This is a genomic window from Streptomyces sp. NPDC057136, assembly GCF_042670885.1.
In the GTDB taxonomy this organism is placed as follows: domain Bacteria; phylum Actinomycetota; class Actinomycetes; order Streptomycetales; family Streptomycetaceae; genus Streptomyces.
On sequence record NZ_JBHUUV010000003.1, the window covers coordinates 154,250 to 169,993 of the forward strand.

Here is a 15,744-nt window from a genome sequence, read left to right on the forward strand (position 1 = left end):
GGGGTGTCATTCTCCAGATCAAAGCGGCATCTGCACGTTGACACGCCGCTCAGGCCCCTAGGATTCCCCCTATCACCTCACCGGTCTCATTCGACAGGAAACCCATGAGCGACCCTTCCTCCCCCTTCGGCTTCGAGCTCGTGCGACGTGGTTACGACCGCGGTCAGGTGGACGACCGCATTACCAAGCTCGTCGCCGACCGTGATAGTGCACTGGCCCGAATCACCTCTCTGGAAAAGCGCATCGAGGAGCTCCACCTCGAAACGCAGAACGCTCAGGCCCAGGTCAACGACGCCGAGCCGTCGTACGCCGGTCTGGGTGCGCGCGTCGAGAAGATTCTCCGCCTCGCCGAGGAGGAGGCGAAGGACCTGCGCGAGGAGGCCCGTCGCGCCGCCGAGCAGCACCGTGAGCTGGCCGAGTCGGCCGCCCAGCAGGTGCGCAACGACGCGGAGTCGTTCGCGTCCGAGCGCAAGACGAAGGCCGAGGACGAGGGCGTTCGCATCGTCGAGAAGGCCAAGGGCGAGGCGACCACGCTGCGCACCGAGGCGCAGAAGGACGCTCAGCAGAAGCGCGAGGAGGCCGACGCCCTCTTCGAGGAGACCCGCGCCAAGGCCGCCCAGGCCGCCGCGGACTTCGAGACGAACCTGGCGAAGCGCCGCGAGCAGTCGGAGCGCGACCTCGCGTCCCGTCAGGCGAAGGCGGAGAAGCGTCTCGCCGAGATCGAGCACCGCGCCGAGCAACTCCGCCTGGAGGCCGAGAAGCTCCGCACGGACGCCGAGCGCAGGGCTCGTCAGACGGTGGAGACGGCGCAGCGCCAGGCCGAGGACATCGTGGCCGACGCGAACGCCAAGGCCGACCGGATCCGCAGCGAATCGGAGCGCGAGCTCGCGGCGCTCACCAACCGCCGCGACTCGATCAACGCCCAGCTGACCAACGTCCGCGAGATGCTGGCGACGCTGACGGGTGCCGCGGTGGCCGCCGCCGGCTCCCCGGTGGACGACGAGCCCGCCACCCGCGGGGTTCCGGCTCAGCAGACCCGCTGACCCCGGAGTACCGCAGCTGTACCCCCTGGCATGCTCCCGCGCGCCCGGTTCCGCCCTTGTGGTGGCGCCGGGCGCGCGGCCGTTCTAGCGTGAGCGCATGATCGAGCTTGAGGGCCTCACCAAGCGATTCGGCGACAAAGTCGCTGTCGACCATCTGTCGTGCCAGGTCAGACCCGGAATGGTGACGGGTTTTCTCGGCCCCAACGGGGCGGGCAAGTCGACCACGATGCGGATGATGCTCGATCTCGACAACCCCACCAGCGGCACGGTCCGCATCGACGGCAGGCACTACCGCGAGCTCGACGAACCCCTCAAGTACATCGGGGCGCTGCTCGACGCGAAGTCGATGCACGGCGGCCGCAGCGCGTACAACAATCTGCTCTGTCTCGCGCAGAGCAACCGCATCCCGACGAGCCGGGTCGCGGAGGTTCTCGACATGGTCGGGCTCAGTGCGGTGGCCACGAAAAAATCCAAGGGTTTCTCCCTCGGTATGGGCCAGCGTCTGGGAATCGCTTCGGCGCTGCTCGGCAACCCCGAGATCCTGATGTTCGACGAACCCGTCAATGGTCTGGACCCCGAGGGAATTCACTGGATCCGAAATCTGATGAAGGCGCTCGCCGCAGAGGGCCGGACGATCTTCGTTTCCTCCCATCTGATGAGCGAAATGGCACTGACCGCCGACCACTTGATCGTGATCGGCCAGGGCAGACTGCTCGCCGACACCTCTATGGCCGATTTCATCCATGACAACTCCCGCAGTTATGTACGGCTGCGTTCCCCGCAGCAGGAGCGGCTGCGGGATGTGCTGCACGGGGAGAACTTCGTCGCCGTCGAGTCGGGCAACGGCACGCTGGAGATCGACGGCGCCACCACCGAGCAGCTCGGCGAGCTCGCCGCCCGGCACCAGATCGTGCTGCACGAACTGAGCTCCCAGCGGGCCTCGCTGGAAGAGGCGTTCATGCAGATGACCGCGGGTTCCGTGGAGTATCACGCGCACTCGGAACGCGACGGCGCGCTGCCGCCTCCCGCGGGTCCGCAGTGGGGCAGCGAGTGGGACCGGTCCGCGGGCGGCGTTTTTGATCACGGCAAGGGAGCATGACCACGATGGCATCGGTACCCGCGGTCCTGACCTCCGAGTGGACCAAGATCCGTACGGTCTCCTCGACCACCTGGACGCTCATCTCCGCGTTCGCCGTCACCGTCGCCATGAGCGCGGCGCTCTGCGCACTGATGAACTCCCAGTTCGACGATCTCTCCGACGCGGAGCGTGCCACCTTCGACCCGACCTTCATCAGCTTCTCCGGGATGATTCTCGGTCAGCTCGCAATGGTGGTCTTCGGTGTCCTGGTGGTCGGTACGGAGTACAGCTCCGGCATGATCCGTACGTCGCTGGCGGCCGTGCCCCAGCGCGCCACGTTCCTCTTCAGCAAGATCGCGGTGGCGGGCGTCCTCGCCCTGGTGGTCGGCCTCTCGACCAGCTTCATCTCGTTCTTCCTCGGCCAGGCACTGCTCGGCGACCACCGCACGGACCTCGGCGCGGACAACGTGCTGCGCGCGGTCTTCGGCGGCGGCATCTACATGGGTCTGATCGCGATCTTCTCCATGGGCGTGGCCGCGATGCTGCGCAGCTCGATGCTGTCGCTCGGCATCCTGATGCCGTTCTTCTTCCTCGTCTCGCAGATTCTGTCGGCCGTCCCGGGCGCCAAGAACGTGGCCCGCTACTTCCCCGACCAGGCCGGATCGAAGATCATGCAGGTGGTTCCCGACGCCATGAACAGCGACCCCGCTCCGTACGGGCCCTGGGGCGGGCTCGGCATCCTGCTGGCGTGGGTGGTGGCCGCGCTGATCGGCGGATACGTCGTGCTGAAGCAGCGGGACGCGTAACAACTTGGCTGGAACCGTCAGGGCGTGGTTATCCTCCTAACTCTTACGGGGGCGTGCGGCCAGGTGGCCTGGGCCCCGACCGACAGATAAGTCGATGGGGCTGGAGAATGATCGAGGCAGTCGGCCTGACCAAGCGCTACGGCGCCAAGACGGCCGTGCACAACCTTTCCTTCCAGGTGCGGCCGGGGGCCGTCACCGGGTTCCTCGGTCCCAACGGGTCCGGCAAGTCCACCACCATGCGCATGATGCTCGGTCTGGACACTCCGACCGCGGGCCATGTGACGATCGGCGGCCACGCCTTCCGCAGCCTGCCGAACGCACCGCGCCAGGTGGGCGCGTTGCTCGACGCCAAGGCCGTGCACGGCGGCCGCAGCGCCAGGAACCATCTCCTCTCGCTGGCGCAGCTGTCCGGTATCCCCGCCGCCCGGGTCGACGAGGTCCTCGGCGTCGTCGGTCTCCAGGACGTCGCACGCAAGCGGTCCAAGGGCTTCTCGCTCGGTATGGGGCAGCGGCTCGGGATCGCCGCGGCCATGCTCGGCGATCCGCAGGTGCTGCTCTTCGACGAGCCGGTCAACGGTCTCGACCCCGAGGGCATCCTCTGGGTGCGTAATCTCATGAAGCTGCTGGCATCGGAGGGCCGCACGGTCTTCGTCTCCAGCCACCTGATGAGCGAGATGGCGCTGACCGCCGATCACCTCATCGTGATCGGGCGCGGCCAGCTGCTCGCCGATATGAGCGTCACGGACTTCATCTCCGCCAACTCGGCCGACTTCGCCCGCGTCCGGGTCCCTTCGGACCTCCCGGAGCAGCGCGAGAAGCTCACCGCCTCGCTCACCGAGGCGGGCGGCCAGGTCATGTCGGAGCCGGACGGGGCCCTGCGGGTCACCGGTCTCCAGCTGCCCCGGATCAGCGATCTGGCACACGGCGCGGACGTCCGGCTGTGGGAGCTCTCGCCGCACCAGGCGTCGCTGGAGGAGGCGTACATGCGGATGACGCAGGGCGCCGTGGACTACCGCTCGACCGTGGACGCCAAGGCCGCGCTCCAGCAGCAGGCTCCGGCCGGCTACGGACAGCAGCCCGGCTACGCGCAGCCGCAGCCCCAGCCCGAGATGCCGCAGCAGGGCTGGTACGCCCCGCCGCCGCCGGGACAGAACCCGTACGCGTCCGCTCCGGGCGCCCCGGCCCCCGCCCCGGCCGCGCCCGCCGCCTCCCCCGCAGAACCGACCAAGCGCGAGACCAGCGAGGACTCCCGATGACGACGCCGGCGCCCCAGGCCCCGTACCAGCCCCCGCAGCAGGCCACGGCGCCGCAGAACTGGCAGGGCGCTCCCGGGGGCCTCTACAACTCGCCGATCCCGGTACGCCGCGCCAGCCTCGGCGACGCGATCGCGTCCGAGTGGACGAAGATCCGCTCCGTACGCTCCACGATGTGGACGCTCGGCGTGATGATCGTGCTGCTGCTCGGCATCGGGCTGCTGTCCGCGATCGCCGTCAGCGCCTCGGACGCCGACCTCGGGAACACCCCCGTGCTCAGCCTCGGCTTCTTCGGAGTGCTGCTCGGCTCGATCTGCGTGATCACGCTCGGCGTGCTGACCATCGCGTCGGAGTACGGCACCGGAATGATCCGTACGACGCTGACGGCCTGCCCCAGCCGTGCCCGGGTGCTGACCGCGAAAGCGATCGTCTTCTTCCTGCTGTCCTTCGTGATCACCACGGTGATGACGACGATCGTCGGCGTCCTCCAGACGGCGATGGTGGACGGTGTGGAGCCCTCGGGCGACGACTGGCTGCGCTCCACGGTGGGGGTCGGCCTCTACATCGCGACGCTCGGACTGCTCTCGCTCGCGCTCGGTGCGCTGATCCGGCACTCGGCCGGCGCGATCACCATCATGATCGCCGTGGTGCTGCTGCCGCTGGTGCTGGCGATGTTCATGTTCTCGGAGACGCTGGCCGACCTTCAGCAGGCGCTCTTCGAGTACTCGATCCCCAACCAGCTCGGCGCGTTCTACGACGCCTCGGTCACCACCTCGGGGCCGTCCGGCTGGGAGCCCCTGTGGATCATGCTGGGTGTGACCGCCGTCGCGATGGCGGCCGCCTATCTCACGCTGGACCGCCGCGACGTCTGACGCCCGGCCCGGCGTCCGAGGTCCGGCCCTTCGCTCAGTAGCGCGGGGCGTTCCTGGACCGCTGCACCCGTGTGGTGCGGCGGTCCTTCGCGTTCCAGCAGGCCTTGTGCCAGTGTCTGCGGTCGTCGATGCCGCCGAACTCGGGCCAGGCGACCAGATGCGGGACGCCGGACGGGATCTCCTGGTCGCAGCCGGGGCAGCGGTACCGTTTCCCCGCCGCGCTCGCACCGCTCACCGGGCGTACCGACCACTCCTCGCCCTGCCAGCTCTCGGTGGCTCCGCCTCCGCCGTACCGCTGCCCCTCAGCGAATGGACTGCTGGTGGGGCTCTCGCCGCCTCGGGGGCGGTTGCGGCGCGGAGACACGTGACACCTCATGGGGGCAGAACGGGCGGCTTCCCGTCCAGCGTAGGCCCATCGGGCCCGGCAACCGGCCTGTACGGCATGAGACCGTGGCCGCGCCAGGGGCGAGTTAGCGGAAAATCGCAACAACTTCCGTTTGGACCGTGCCTTTGGCACGTGTCAGACGTTGTTGCCTATAGGGGAGACCCGCGTCGGCCGCAAGGAGGCAACAGGCGATGCGCGTGGGAACGTTCGTACTGGCAGCTCAGTTTCCGGGCCAGGGGCAGGGTGAAGCACTGCACCGTGCCATCCGCTCCGCGGAGGTCGCGGAGGAATCCGGACTCGACTCGGTCTGGCTGGCAGAACACCATTTCGTGCCGTACGGGGTCTGCCCGTCCGCCGTCACACTGGCCGCGCTGCTGCTCGGCCGCACCCGCAGAATCCGGGTTGGTACGGCGGTGAGCGTGCTGCCGACCCAGCACCCCGTCTCCCTCGGCGAACAGGCCGCGCTGCTGCACATCACCAGCGGAGGCCGGTTCTCCCTGGGGGTGGGACGGGGCGGGCCCTGGGTGGACCTGGAGGTGTTCGGCGGGGGCCTCGCGGCGTACGAGAAGGACTTCCCCGAATCGCTGGACCTGCTGCTCGACTGGCTGCGCAAGCCCCGGGTGGCCGGCGCCGGGGAGCGGTTCGGATTCCGCGAGGTGGCGGTCGTGCCGCGCTCCGACGAGCTGCTGGCCGACGACCCGGCCGGGCCCGGGGGCCCGGAGGTGATCGTGGCGTGCACCTCGCCGAAGAGTATCCGGCTCGCCGCCGCGAAGGCGCTGCCGATGCTTCTGGGCATGCACTGCGGGGACGAGGAGAAAGCCGAGATGGTCGCCCTGTGGCGCACGGCCGCCCGGGAGGCCGGTCACTCGCCCGATGTCGTGGAGAGCGTCGGACATGTGTCCGCAGGGGTGGCCCAGATCGCGGACAGGCCCGCCGATGCCACGGAGACGCTCGTGAAGGCGATGCCGGGATGGCTCAAACAGGGGCTCGACGCCCATGTGACGGTCGACGGCAGGCACCGGGTGATGCGCGACCCCGTCGCCTATACGGAACTGCTGTGCGCCATGCATCCGGTGGGCCCGCCCCGCCTCGCGGCCGACCGCCTCGCGGCGACCGCGGAGCGGACCGGCATCACCCGCTTCGCCCTCCTGGTGGAAGGCTCGGGCGACCTCGCCGCGACCGAGGAGAACGTGCAACGACTGGGCACCGAGGTGCTGCCGCTGCTGACCTGATGCGCTCATTCCGGTGGTCCTGGCAGTGCCGGTAGTTCTGGTGTTGCTCATGGTTCCGATGGTGCTCATCGTGCCGGTTTGCTCGTGTGCCGGTGTGCTGGTGGTACGGGAGCTGCCGCCCCGGGCCTGTCGCACCTCCCGCGGCCTGGAGCGGCAGCAGAAGCGTTCAGCAGTCCCGTAGTTCGGGCGACTGGTTGAGCAACTGGCCCCTCACCGAGGTGAAGCGGGCCAGACGCTCGTCGACCGAAGCGTCCAGCGGGAACACCGCTATGCGGTGGCAGTTCTGGAATGCCAGACGCACTCCGAAGTGCCGCTGAAGTGCGCCACGTATCGCATCACTCGCGAGCGCACGCAGCAGCTGACCACGTGCCTGCTCGTCCGGCGGCGGCGTCTGGTTGTCGGCGAACTGTCCGCCGTCGACCTTCAGCTGTGCCACCAGAGAGCTGATCATCTCCCATGCGTAGGGCAGGGAGGTCCGGACGCAGTCGACGAAGTCGGCTTCGTCGACCTCGCCTCGCTCGGCCTGATCCAACAGCGCCGGTGAGACGTCGAGCGACATGGGTTCTCCTCTCGCGACCCCGACGGTGCGCCGGGGCCTTACGGGCAGGGAAGGAGGACGGCGACGCAGCGTACACAGACGGCGACCTCCTGATTACACGGTAAGCGCGCAGTCCGGGCCGCACCAGGAGATTGGGAACACAACCGGCCAATAACGAAGGCTCTCAAAGAGGGGCAAGCCCGATGGGCCGGGTCACGTACGTGCGGGAGACGGCTACGGGAATCGCGTGGAGCACCCGTCGTCGAGTAGCGTTGCCGACCATGCGTCTCGTCATCGCCCGTTGCTCCGTCGACTACGCGGGCCGGCTCACCGCCCACCTGCCCTCCGCCCCCCGTCTGATCCTGGTGAAGGCGGACGGCAGTGTGTCGATCCACGCCGACGACCGGGCGTACAAACCGCTCAACTGGATGTCCCCGCCGTGCTCCCTCAAGGAGGGCGCCGACGGCAACGAGGGCATCTGGACGGTGGTGAACAAAGCGGGCGAGAAACTGATCATCACGATGGAGGAAATCCTCCACGACTCCTCGCACGAACTGGGCGTCGACCCCGGCCTGATCAAGGACGGCGTGGAAGCACACCTCCAGGAGCTCCTGGCCGACCGGATCGAGATCCTCGGCGAGGGCCACACCCTGATCCGCCGCGAGTACCCCACCGCCATCGGCCCCGTGGACATCCTGTGCCGCGACGCGGACGGCGGGACAGTGGCCGTGGAGCTGAAGCGCCGCGGCGACATCGACGGTGTGGAGCAGCTGACCCGCTATCTGGAGCTGCTCAACCGCGATCCCCATCTCGCCCCGGTGAAGGGCATCTTCGCGGCCCAGGAGATCAAGCCGCAGGCGCGGGTCCTGGCGACGGACCGCGGGATCGGCTGCGTGGTCCTGGACTACAACGCGATGCGAGGCATCGAGGACGACAAGCTGCGCCTGTTCTGACCGACGGTTCCTGTGACGTAGAACGCCGGCCGGGCTCGATTTCGAGCCCGGCCGGCGTTTTTCGTGATGCAGAGGTTCAGGCAGTCGGTGCCGGTGCGCTGCCCGAGGCCGGTGGTGTGTCCTCCGTCGCGGGGCCGCTCGCCGAGAGGGAGGTCTCGGGCGCGGAGGGCGGCGGCTCCTCCGTGGTCGGCGGGTCCGTGGGCGTCGGCGGGTCCGTCGGCGGTGTGGTGGGCGGCGTCGTCGGCGGTGTCGTCGGCGGTTTGGTCGTCGGTTTCGTCGGCGATCCGGTGGTCGGTGACCCTGTCGTGGGACGCCCCGTGGGGCTCGTAGTCGTCGGGTCGTCCGTCTTCGGGGTGGTGCCCGGGTCCGAAGTGCCCGCGGACGGGGTGGTGCCCGCGGGCGGGGTGGCATGGCCGGAGGGGCCGGGTGACTCGGTGCCCTCGCCGGGGGTCCCGCTCTCCTCGGGCGCGCCGGGCGTCGGCTCGTCCTCGGGGAAACCGTTGTCGCTGTCGTCCTCGTCCGCGGACTGCTCGGTGGTCACGTTCCGGCTGTCCGGCTCCTCGCTGCCCGAGGTCGCTCCGAGCGTCACGACGGTGCCGAGTACGGCCACCAGCAGCGCTCCCGCGCCGGCCCCGACCAGGTTGCGCCGGGCGCCGCGAAGGAACGCGGGGCCGCGGCCCGCCGGGGTGTCCGGGCCGGAGATCACGGCGGTCGTCTCGGCGGGGACGGGCTGCCGGGGGAAGAGCGGCAGCGCCGCCGGGATCCCGCCGGGCGGCGAGGCCGCCTCCTCGTACCGCGCGGCCGCGAGCTCCTCGCCCGCCGGGGTACGGCCACCCGGCACCGGCCCGCCGGAGCGGTCCGCGACCAGGGCGAGCGCCCTGCGCCCGGCCACCGCCCCGGACTTGTCGGAGAGCGCGCCACGCATGCCGATCGACGCCTCCAGTTCGGCCCTGGCCCGCTCCAGATGGCCGGTACAGAGCGCGAGTACGCCCAACTCGTGGTGGAAGTAGGCCTCCTCCGCCACCTCGCCGGCGATCCTCGCGCTCTCCTGGCCCATTCTGAGGACCTTTTCCCAGGCTCCCCACTGCATTCCGGCGGCGAAGGCCGGAGACGCGCTACGGGCCAGCAGGACGGCGACGCTGGCCTGTCCGGCCCGGTCGCCCGGCACCAGCTGTGCCAGCGCGGCGAGTACGGCGTCGGCCTCGGCGACCGCCCGCTCGGACGTGACCGAGGGATGCCCGGCCCACCAGGCGTAGTGCTGGGCGGCGGTCCTGGCGCGGTCGGCCGCGCCCTCGCCGTATCCACCGGCCTCCAGCTGGGTTACGACGCCCGCCGCGAGCCGGTAGCGGGGGCCGGCCGGGGAGAGCAGTCCGCAGCCGGCCAGCTCGCCGAGGGCGGCGTCTGCGTGGGTGTCCCCCACGAGCGCCGGCAGATGCGCCTGGTGCGGCACCTCACCCCCGAGCGCGACGGCAAAGCGCAGGGTCTCGCGCGCGGCCTCGCTCAGCCGGGAGGCGAGCAGCAACGCGGGGGCCGCGCCCTCCCCCAGGCTGGGCAGCGGCGCCTCCGGCGCGCCTTCGGGTGCGAAGGGCGCCGCGGAGCCGTACGCGTCGAAGGCTTCGGGATCGCGCAGGAGGTCCCGGTGGCGCAGCAGGGCGCCCGCCTGGACGAAGCGCAGGGGCAGCCCCTCCGACTCGAACCAGAGGTCACCCGCCCAGTTCGCCTCGTCCTCGGTGAGCGAGCGCTCGACGACCTGCTCCAGCAGATCGATCGAGGCACTGCGGCCGAGCCCGGTGAGAGAGAGCTCTTCCAGGTGCGCGTCGGGGCCGGGCGCGGCGACATCGGGTGTCGCGGCGAGCACGAACGCGCACTCGGGCGTGGCGTCGAGCAGTTCGTCGAGCGCGGCGCCGCCGAACTCCAGGTCGTCGAGGACGACGACTGCGCCGATGCCCCGGATCAGTCCGAGGAGTTCTTCGCGGCCGGGACGGTGCAACGGCGCGCGGTGGACGGCCTCGAAGAGCGCGTACTGGAGGTCCGTGGTGGTGCGCTTGTGACCGCTGAGCCGTACGACGCCGTCGGGCGCCAGGTCCGCGCAGTCGGCGGCGACGGCGCTCAGCAGGGCCGTGCGGCCCGATCCGGCGGGTCCGGTCACACGTACCGACCGTCCGCGTGCCAGCAGCCGTACCAGCCGTTCGCGTGCCTCCTGGCGTTCCAGGAGCGGCAGGAGCGGGCCGGGCGGTCCCGGCGGGACGGACGGAGCGGCGGCGCGTTCACGATCCGCGCGCTCGGTGGCGGTGTGCCGTACGGGCGCCTCGGGCTGCCGGCCCGGCGGGCAGGGTTCGACCTCGCTGCCGTCGACCGGATTGACCGTGAGGAGCAGGTCACCCGATATGAGCTGAACCGTGCGCGCCTGCTGCGGTGTCTGGAGCCCGAAGTCGGGTGTCAGCGGTTCACGGGACTGCCGTTGCGGCACGCTGTCCTCTTCGAAGCCGTCGTGGTCCCGGCCGTACTCTTCGGATCCCCGGTTGTTCGGGTCCATTGCAAAGCCCCCCAGATGCGTCGCGCGCGGTTGCCCTTCCCGGCCTCGCACGCCCCGCTGTCGCTTCTGGTCCGGTGTCCGCCCATGGGTCCGTCAATCGGCAGACGGCCGAACCCTAAACCTTCGCACAGTATCTACGTACCGGCGGGGTGCCGCGCCGCCCGGCACATCACGGTCTCGTGAGGATTGTGCATGCAACGCCGCCGGGTCCTGCCGGAGGGAAACCTCAGACGCGCGGAAGTGACTCCGCGGCGATTCCGCCCTCGATGGCCAGGATGCGGTGCAACCTGGTCGCGACGAGCAGGCGCTGCATCTGTGGTGGTACGCCGCGTAGAACGAGCCGTCGGCCGGCCCGGCCGGCCCGTCGGTGGGCGCCCATGATGACGCCGAGTCCGGTGGCATCCCAGGAATCCAGCTCGGTCAGGTTCAGCACGAGATCGCCGACGCCGTCGTCGACGGCCGAGTGCAGGACCGTACGGGCGTCCGCCGCGCTTCGGACGTCGAGGCGGCCCCCGACGACCAGCTCGGCGTGGTCGCCCCTGATATGCATATGCGCTCCCCGGGAATACTCCGTAGCAAGGTCCGTCTGTCTGTTCTGTCTCTGCCACAACTGACTGCCGCAACGACAAGGAAGTTGCCGTCTGTAAGCGAACCGATACCGAATTCACTCCGTGGAGTGACGTCGGCCCGCTCGCTGTTGACTGGTCCCGGGAGCCGGACCCCTCCGGCTCACCGGGGCCCCGGGCCTGATCGACGGCAGATCAGGCGGCCCGGGACATGATCGATCTCAGTAGGTGTAGAAGCCCTGCCCGCTCTTGCGGCCGATGTCACCTGCATCGACCATCCGGCGCATCAGCTCCGGAGCCGCGAACTTCTCGTCCTGCGACTCCGTGTAGATGTTGCCGGTTGCGTGCAGCAGGATGTCGACGCCGGTCAGGTCGGCCGTGGCGAGGGGGCCCATGGCGTGACCGAAGCCCAGCTTGCAGGCGGTGTCGATGTCCTCGGCCGAGGCGACGCCCGACTCGTACAGCTTGGCGGCCTCGACGACCAGCGCCGAGATGAGGCGCGTGGTGACGAAGCCCGCGACGTCACGGTTGACGACGATGCAGGTCTTGCCGACCGACTCGGCGAACTCCCGCGCGGTGGCGAGGGCTTCGTCGCTCGTCTTGTAACCGCGTACCAGCTCGCAGAGCTGCATCATCGGGACCGGCGAGAAGAAGTGCACACCGACGACCCGCTCGGGCCGCTCCGTCACGGCAGCGATCTTGGTGATCGGGATGGCGGAGGTGTTGGAGGCGAGCACGGCGTCCTCGCGCACGACCTTGTCGAGCGCGCGGAAGATCTCGTGCTTGACCTCCAGCTTCTCGAAGACGGCCTCGACGACGACATCCGCGTCGGCGACGGCGTCGAGGTCGGTGCTCGTGGTGATGCGGGCGAGCGCGGCCTCGGCGTCGGCCGCATCCAGCTTGCCCTTGGACACGAACCGGTCGTACGACCCCTTGATGCCGTCCAGGCCACGGGCCAGTGCCGCGTCGGTGACGTCGCGCAGGACGACGTCCCAGCCCGCCTGGGCAGAGACCTGCGCGATCCCGGATCCCATGAGTCCGGCCCCGATGACGGCGAGCTTCCTGGCCACGTTTGCACCCCTTTGGATAACGGTTGTTCACACGCTCTCCGGCGGAGATTAGTACCCGTGAGGGGCCCTGGGGAGGCGAAGAGATGCGCGTCACGTCTCAAATGACGGACATCACACTGGTACGCGTCATTCGGCGGCGCACCACGTGCAGTTGGCCACCTCCGTCCCCGCCGGGACGGGTACGTATCCCCAGGCTCTCAACTTCGTTCGGGCAGGGGAGACCCCACCTGAGGACGCTCCGGCGCCTTGCGATGCACCGCACCGGACGCCGCGCCCTGTCCGACCCTGATCCGCCGGACAGACCCTAGGCTGGCCCCATGGTCAATCTGACGCGCATCTATACCCGTACCGGCGACAAGGGCACCACCGCTCTCGGCGACATGAGCCGGACCGCCAAGACCGATCTGCGGATCTCGGCGTATGCCGACGCGAACGAGGCCAATGCCGTCATCGGTACGGCCATCGCGCTCGGGCAGCTGCCCCAGGACGTGGTGAAGGTCCTCGTCCGCGTCCAGAACGACCTCTTCGACGTCGGCGCGGACCTGTCGACGCCGGTCGTGGAAGACCCGAAGTATCCGCCGCTGCGGGTCGAGCAGTCCTACATCGACAAGCTGGAGGCGGACTGCGACAGCTTCCTGGAGGAGCTGGAGAAGCTGCGCAGCTTCATCCTGCCGGGCGGTACGCCGGGGGCGGCGCTGCTGCACCAGGCGTGCACCGTGGTCCGGCGGGCCGAGCGGTCCACCTGGGCGGCGATCGAGGTGCACGGGGACGTGATGAACGCGCTGACCGCGACGTATCTCAACCGGCTCTCCGACCTCCTGTTCATCCTCGCGAGGACGGCGAACAAGGAGGTCGGCGACGTGCTGTGGGTGCCGGGCGGGGAGCGCTGACAACGGTCAGAGCCGCCGGTAGATCTCCCTGCGGTGCCCCACCTCGACAACGAGGATGACGAGCTTCCCGTCGTTGATCGTGTACGCGATCCGGTACGCGCCGACGCGCAGGCGGTACAGGTCATCATGGCCGGACAGCTTTTTCACGTCCGCGTCGTCGCGATACGGGTCGTCACCGATGCGGCTGAGTGCATGGAGGATGCGCAGGGCGGTCGTCCGATCGATGTCACGGAGCTGCCGACGGGCGGCGGCGGTGAACTCGAAGGCGTACTTCACGCGACATCCGCCGCGGAGGCGCCGAAGATGTCGGCAAGCACGTCGGCCATCGTGGCACGTGGTGCGTCGCCTTCCTCCGCAAGGGTTCGCAGGGCACGGCGAGCGAGGATCTCGTCGGCGGCCTCCTCCAGGGCGTTGTACTCCTCAATCGGGACGATCGCGGCGACCGGGGCCCCGCCGCGGGTGATCACGGTGGGCTCTCCCTCCTGGGCCTGGTCTAGAAGCTTGGCAAGATTGGCACGGGCTTCGCGTACGGATACGGAGTCATCCATACCACGAGTGTACTCGGCTTCGTGTACACGCGCCCACATCTTTCGGGGGAGCCACCACTCCGCCCATACGGCGACGTCGCGCGCCGCCCGCACCCCGCCAGGTGGCCCCGTGGCACTCCCTGGACCGCCCCGCACTGCACCGCACGAACGTCCCCATCGCCGCAACCGGGCCGACAGGCGGGCGGTGCGGTGAGGGACCGTCTGCACACCCAGGGCGGCCCGCCCTTCAGTGCCCCTTGCATCACTCTCGCGCCCCTCGCCGTGATGGCGGGGCTCGAACTGCTGCGCAGAAGCGCCCCGTTGACGGCTCTGCTCGTCGCCGTGCCCGCCCTGGTCGCCGACCAGTTCACGGTCGGGAATCTGGCCACCGTGCTGATGTTCACGGACGTCGTGTACGCGGCCGTGGTGTACGGGTCCCCGGCCGTCGCCCGTCGTATCCCGGTGGCCTCGTTCCTGGCGACGGTCGGGGTGACGATCGGCTTCCTCGCCTGGTTCCGTACGGCGGAGGCGCTGCTGATCGGTGTGGTCACCGGCCTGGTGTCCTTCGCGCCCGCCATCACCGGCGTCAGTGTGCGCAACCACCGCGACGCGGCGGAGACCGCCCGGCTGCGGGCCGACCAGACGGCGCTGCTCGCCGAGATGGACCGCGCCCAGGCGGTGACCGCCGAGCGTGCGCGGATGGCGCGCGAGCTGCACGACATGGTGGCCAACCACCTCTCCGCGATCGCCATCCACTCCACCGCGGCGCTCTCCATCGACGACCCGGGCACCTCCCGCGAGGCGCTCGGGGTGATCCGTGAGAACAGCGTCGAGGGACTGGCCGAGATGCGACGGCTCATCGGGCTGCTCCGGCACAGCGGGACGGAGACGGGGCCGAGTGCGGCGCCGACCCTCGCCTCGCTGGACGTCCTGGTCGAGCAGGCGCGTACCAACGGGGCGTCGAGCGGGCTGACGTGCACGCTGGAGGACGCGCGCGGGAAGCCGGAGCGGCTGCCCGCACCGGTCGAACTGGCGGCGTACCGCATCGTCCAGGAGTCCCTGACGAACGCGCTGAAGCATGCCGCTCCGGGCGCGGTGGCGGTACGGCTCGCGCGCGAGGACAACGTGCTGTCGGTGGAGATCACCAGCGGGTTCGGGAGCCGGCCGGGGCCGCGTGCGCCCGGTTCCGGGGCGGGCTTCGTGGGCATGCGGGAGCGGGTGGCCCTGCTCGGCGGCACGATCGCGGCGGGTCCGGAGCCCACGGCGGACGGCCGGAAGATCTGGCGGGTACGGGCCGAACTGCCCGTCGACGAAAGGACGATGAGGGAATGACGATCCGGGTACTCGTCGCGGAGGACCAGTCGGCCGTACGCGCGGGGCTGGTGCTGATTCTGGGCAGCGCGCCGGACATCGAGGTCGTCGGGGAGGCGGGCGACGGCGAGGCCGCCGTGCTGCTGGCCCGCGAACTGCGCCCGGACGTCGTGCTGATGGATGTGCAGATGCCCCGGCTCGACGGGGTGTCGGCGACCCGGCAGGTGGTGGCGGAGCAGCTCGCGGATGTCCTGGTGCTGACGACATTCGATCTGGACGAGTACGTCTTCGGGGCGCTGCGGGCCGGCGCAGCGGGCTTCCTGCTGAAGAACACCGATGCACACGATCTGCTCGAAGCGGTACGTACGGTGGCGCGCGGCGAGGGGCTGATCGCTCCGGCGGTGACGCGCCGGCTGATCGCGGAGTTCGCCGGGGCCGCCCCTGTACGCCGGGCGGACACTCTCGCTCCCGCGGGCCTGGACTCGCTCACGCGGCGGGAGCGCGAGGTTCTCGGATGTCTGGGCGAGGGGCTGTCGAACGCGGAGATCGCGGTGCGGCTCTCGATGGCGGAGGCGACGGTGAAGACGCACGTCAGCAGGCTGCTGGGGAAGCTGGAGCTGCGGAGCCGGGCCCAAGCGGCGGTGATCGCTCAGGAGTTGGGTCTCTGAGGTTTAGGCCGGATCT

17 protein-coding genes are annotated in these 15,744 nt (G+C 69.9%); 10 read left to right on the forward strand and 7 right to left on the reverse strand.

What is annotated here, in order from left to right; translation table 11 throughout:
- The first annotated feature begins 104 nt into the window (after positions 1 to 104).
- From ACFT7S_RS05120 to ACFT7S_RS05140, 5 genes are all read left to right on the forward strand, one after another.
- On the forward strand, positions 105 to 1,043 hold the full coding sequence (locus tag ACFT7S_RS05120; protein WP_382727127.1) for a cellulose-binding protein: 939 nt from the start codon (positions 105 to 107) through the stop codon (positions 1,041 to 1,043).
- Positions 1,044 to 1,140: 97 nt separating this feature from the next.
- On the forward strand, positions 1,141 to 2,142 hold the full coding sequence (locus ACFT7S_RS05125; RefSeq protein ID WP_382727130.1) for an ABC transporter ATP-binding protein: 1,002 nt from the start codon (positions 1,141 to 1,143) through the stop codon (positions 2,140 to 2,142).
- Positions 2,143 to 2,147: 5 nt separating this feature from the next.
- Entirely contained in the window at positions 2,148 to 2,927 is a 780-nt protein-coding gene (locus tag ACFT7S_RS05130; RefSeq protein ID WP_382727133.1) for an ABC transporter permease subunit, read from the forward strand.
- Between the two features lie 107 nt (positions 2,928 to 3,034).
- The gene (locus tag ACFT7S_RS05135) at positions 3,035 to 4,183 is read left to right on the forward strand and encodes an ABC transporter ATP-binding protein (protein WP_382727136.1); all 1,149 of its coding nucleotides are present in this window, start codon (positions 3,035 to 3,037) and stop codon (positions 4,181 to 4,183) included.
- Positions 4,180 to 5,052: an ABC transporter permease subunit gene (locus tag ACFT7S_RS05140; RefSeq protein ID WP_382727139.1), complete on the forward strand. Its 873-nt coding sequence runs from the start codon at positions 4,180 to 4,182 to the stop codon at positions 5,050 to 5,052. Before ACFT7S_RS05135 ends, ACFT7S_RS05140 begins: the two co-directional genes overlap by 4 nt.
- A 34-nt stretch (positions 5,053 to 5,086) precedes the next feature.
- Here the strand turns inward: ACFT7S_RS05140 and ACFT7S_RS05145 are convergent, their stop codons facing one another.
- Entirely contained in the window at positions 5,087 to 5,416 is a 330-nt protein-coding gene (locus ACFT7S_RS05145; protein WP_382727142.1) for an ATP/GTP-binding protein, read from the reverse strand.
- A gap of 212 nt (positions 5,417 to 5,628) precedes the next feature.
- Here ACFT7S_RS05145 and ACFT7S_RS05150 point away from each other — a divergent pair, with 212 nt between their 5' ends.
- The gene (locus ACFT7S_RS05150; RefSeq protein ID WP_382727145.1) at positions 5,629 to 6,669 is read left to right on the forward strand and encodes an LLM class flavin-dependent oxidoreductase; all 1,041 of its coding nucleotides are present in this window, start codon (positions 5,629 to 5,631) and stop codon (positions 6,667 to 6,669) included.
- Between the two features lie 166 nt (positions 6,670 to 6,835).
- On the opposite strand, the gene ACFT7S_RS05155 is transcribed toward ACFT7S_RS05150, so the two are convergent.
- Complete coding sequence (locus ACFT7S_RS05155; RefSeq protein WP_382727146.1) at positions 6,836 to 7,228, reverse strand: SCO5389 family protein; 393 nt, start codon at positions 7,226 to 7,228, stop codon at positions 6,836 to 6,838.
- Positions 7,229 to 7,488: 260 nt separating this feature from the next.
- Here ACFT7S_RS05155 and nucS point away from each other — a divergent pair, with 260 nt between their 5' ends.
- Positions 7,489 to 8,160: an endonuclease NucS gene (nucS, locus tag ACFT7S_RS05160; RefSeq protein ID WP_382727149.1), complete on the forward strand. Its 672-nt coding sequence runs from the start codon at positions 7,489 to 7,491 to the stop codon at positions 8,158 to 8,160.
- Positions 8,161 to 8,236: 76 nt separating this feature from the next.
- Here nucS and ACFT7S_RS05165 read toward each other — a convergent pair whose 3' ends face one another.
- From ACFT7S_RS05165 to ACFT7S_RS05175, 3 genes are all read right to left on the reverse strand, one after another.
- Positions 8,237 to 10,696, reverse strand: a complete 2,460-nt coding sequence (locus ACFT7S_RS05165; RefSeq protein ID WP_382727151.1) for an ATP-binding protein — start codon at positions 10,694 to 10,696, stop codon at positions 8,237 to 8,239.
- A gap of 226 nt (positions 10,697 to 10,922) precedes the next feature.
- Complete coding sequence (locus tag ACFT7S_RS05170; protein WP_185298421.1) at positions 10,923 to 11,246, reverse strand: STAS domain-containing protein; 324 nt, start codon at positions 11,244 to 11,246, stop codon at positions 10,923 to 10,925.
- Between the two features lie 237 nt (positions 11,247 to 11,483).
- On the reverse strand, positions 11,484 to 12,332 hold the full coding sequence (locus ACFT7S_RS05175) for a 3-hydroxyacyl-CoA dehydrogenase family protein (RefSeq protein ID WP_382727154.1): 849 nt from the start codon (positions 12,330 to 12,332) through the stop codon (positions 11,484 to 11,486).
- A gap of 317 nt (positions 12,333 to 12,649) precedes the next feature.
- Here ACFT7S_RS05175 and ACFT7S_RS05180 point away from each other — a divergent pair, with 317 nt between their 5' ends.
- Positions 12,650 to 13,222, forward strand: coding sequence for a cob(I)yrinic acid a,c-diamide adenosyltransferase (locus ACFT7S_RS05180; protein ID WP_382727157.1), 573 nt, complete (start codon positions 12,650 to 12,652; stop codon positions 13,220 to 13,222).
- Between the two features lie 6 nt (positions 13,223 to 13,228).
- Here ACFT7S_RS05180 and ACFT7S_RS05185 read toward each other — a convergent pair whose 3' ends face one another.
- Positions 13,229 to 13,498 (reverse strand): type II toxin-antitoxin system RelE/ParE family toxin, encoded by a 270-nt coding sequence (locus ACFT7S_RS05185; RefSeq protein ID WP_382727160.1) that lies wholly within the window; start codon positions 13,496 to 13,498, stop codon positions 13,229 to 13,231.
- On the reverse strand, positions 13,495 to 13,770 hold the full coding sequence (locus tag ACFT7S_RS05190; RefSeq protein WP_382727163.1) for a type II toxin-antitoxin system Phd/YefM family antitoxin: 276 nt from the start codon (positions 13,768 to 13,770) through the stop codon (positions 13,495 to 13,497). Before ACFT7S_RS05190 ends, ACFT7S_RS05185 begins: the two co-directional genes overlap by 4 nt.
- A 189-nt stretch (positions 13,771 to 13,959) precedes the next feature.
- On the opposite strand from ACFT7S_RS05190, the gene ACFT7S_RS05195 reads away from it, so the two are divergent.
- Both ACFT7S_RS05195 and ACFT7S_RS05200 read left to right on the forward strand, forming a co-directional pair.
- The gene (locus ACFT7S_RS05195; protein WP_382727166.1) at positions 13,960 to 15,081 is read left to right on the forward strand and encodes a sensor histidine kinase; all 1,122 of its coding nucleotides are present in this window, start codon (positions 13,960 to 13,962) and stop codon (positions 15,079 to 15,081) included.
- On the forward strand, positions 15,078 to 15,728 hold the full coding sequence (locus ACFT7S_RS05200) for a response regulator (protein WP_382727169.1): 651 nt from the start codon (positions 15,078 to 15,080) through the stop codon (positions 15,726 to 15,728). Before ACFT7S_RS05195 ends, ACFT7S_RS05200 begins: the two co-directional genes overlap by 4 nt.
- The last annotated feature ends 16 nt before the right edge of the window (positions 15,729 to 15,744 follow it).

What these genes read in the sequence shown, in the direction of transcription:
- ACFT7S_RS05120 (WP_382727127.1), top strand. Translation starts at nt 105, where the DNA reads ATGAGCGACCCTTCCTCCCCCTTCGGCTTCGAGCTCGTGCGACGTGGT.
- ACFT7S_RS05125 (WP_382727130.1), top strand. Translation starts at nt 1,141, where the DNA reads ATGATCGAGCTTGAGGGCCTCACCAAGCGATTCGGCGACAAAGTCGCT.
- ACFT7S_RS05130 (WP_382727133.1), top strand. Translation starts at nt 2,148, where the DNA reads ATGGCATCGGTACCCGCGGTCCTGACCTCCGAGTGGACCAAGATCCGT.
- ACFT7S_RS05135 (WP_382727136.1), top strand. Translation starts at nt 3,035, where the DNA reads ATGATCGAGGCAGTCGGCCTGACCAAGCGCTACGGCGCCAAGACGGCC.
- ACFT7S_RS05140 (WP_382727139.1), top strand. Translation starts at nt 4,180, where the DNA reads ATGACGACGCCGGCGCCCCAGGCCCCGTACCAGCCCCCGCAGCAGGCC.
- ACFT7S_RS05150 (WP_382727145.1), top strand. Translation starts at nt 5,629, where the DNA reads ATGCGCGTGGGAACGTTCGTACTGGCAGCTCAGTTTCCGGGCCAGGGG.
- ACFT7S_RS05155 (WP_382727146.1), bottom strand. Translation starts at nt 7,228, where the DNA reads ATGTCGCTCGACGTCTCACCGGCGCTGTTGGATCAGGCCGAGCGAGGC.
- nucS (WP_382727149.1), top strand. Translation starts at nt 7,489, where the DNA reads ATGCGTCTCGTCATCGCCCGTTGCTCCGTCGACTACGCGGGCCGGCTC.
- ACFT7S_RS05165 (WP_382727151.1), bottom strand. Translation starts at nt 10,696, where the DNA reads ATGGACCCGAACAACCGGGGATCCGAAGAGTACGGCCGGGACCACGAC.
- ACFT7S_RS05170 (WP_185298421.1), bottom strand. Translation starts at nt 11,246, where the DNA reads ATGCATATCAGGGGCGACCACGCCGAGCTGGTCGTCGGGGGCCGCCTC.
- ACFT7S_RS05180 (WP_382727157.1), top strand. Translation starts at nt 12,650, where the DNA reads ATGGTCAATCTGACGCGCATCTATACCCGTACCGGCGACAAGGGCACC.
- ACFT7S_RS05190 (WP_382727163.1), bottom strand. Translation starts at nt 13,770, where the DNA reads ATGGATGACTCCGTATCCGTACGCGAAGCCCGTGCCAATCTTGCCAAG.
- ACFT7S_RS05200 (WP_382727169.1), top strand. Translation starts at nt 15,078, where the DNA reads ATGACGATCCGGGTACTCGTCGCGGAGGACCAGTCGGCCGTACGCGCG.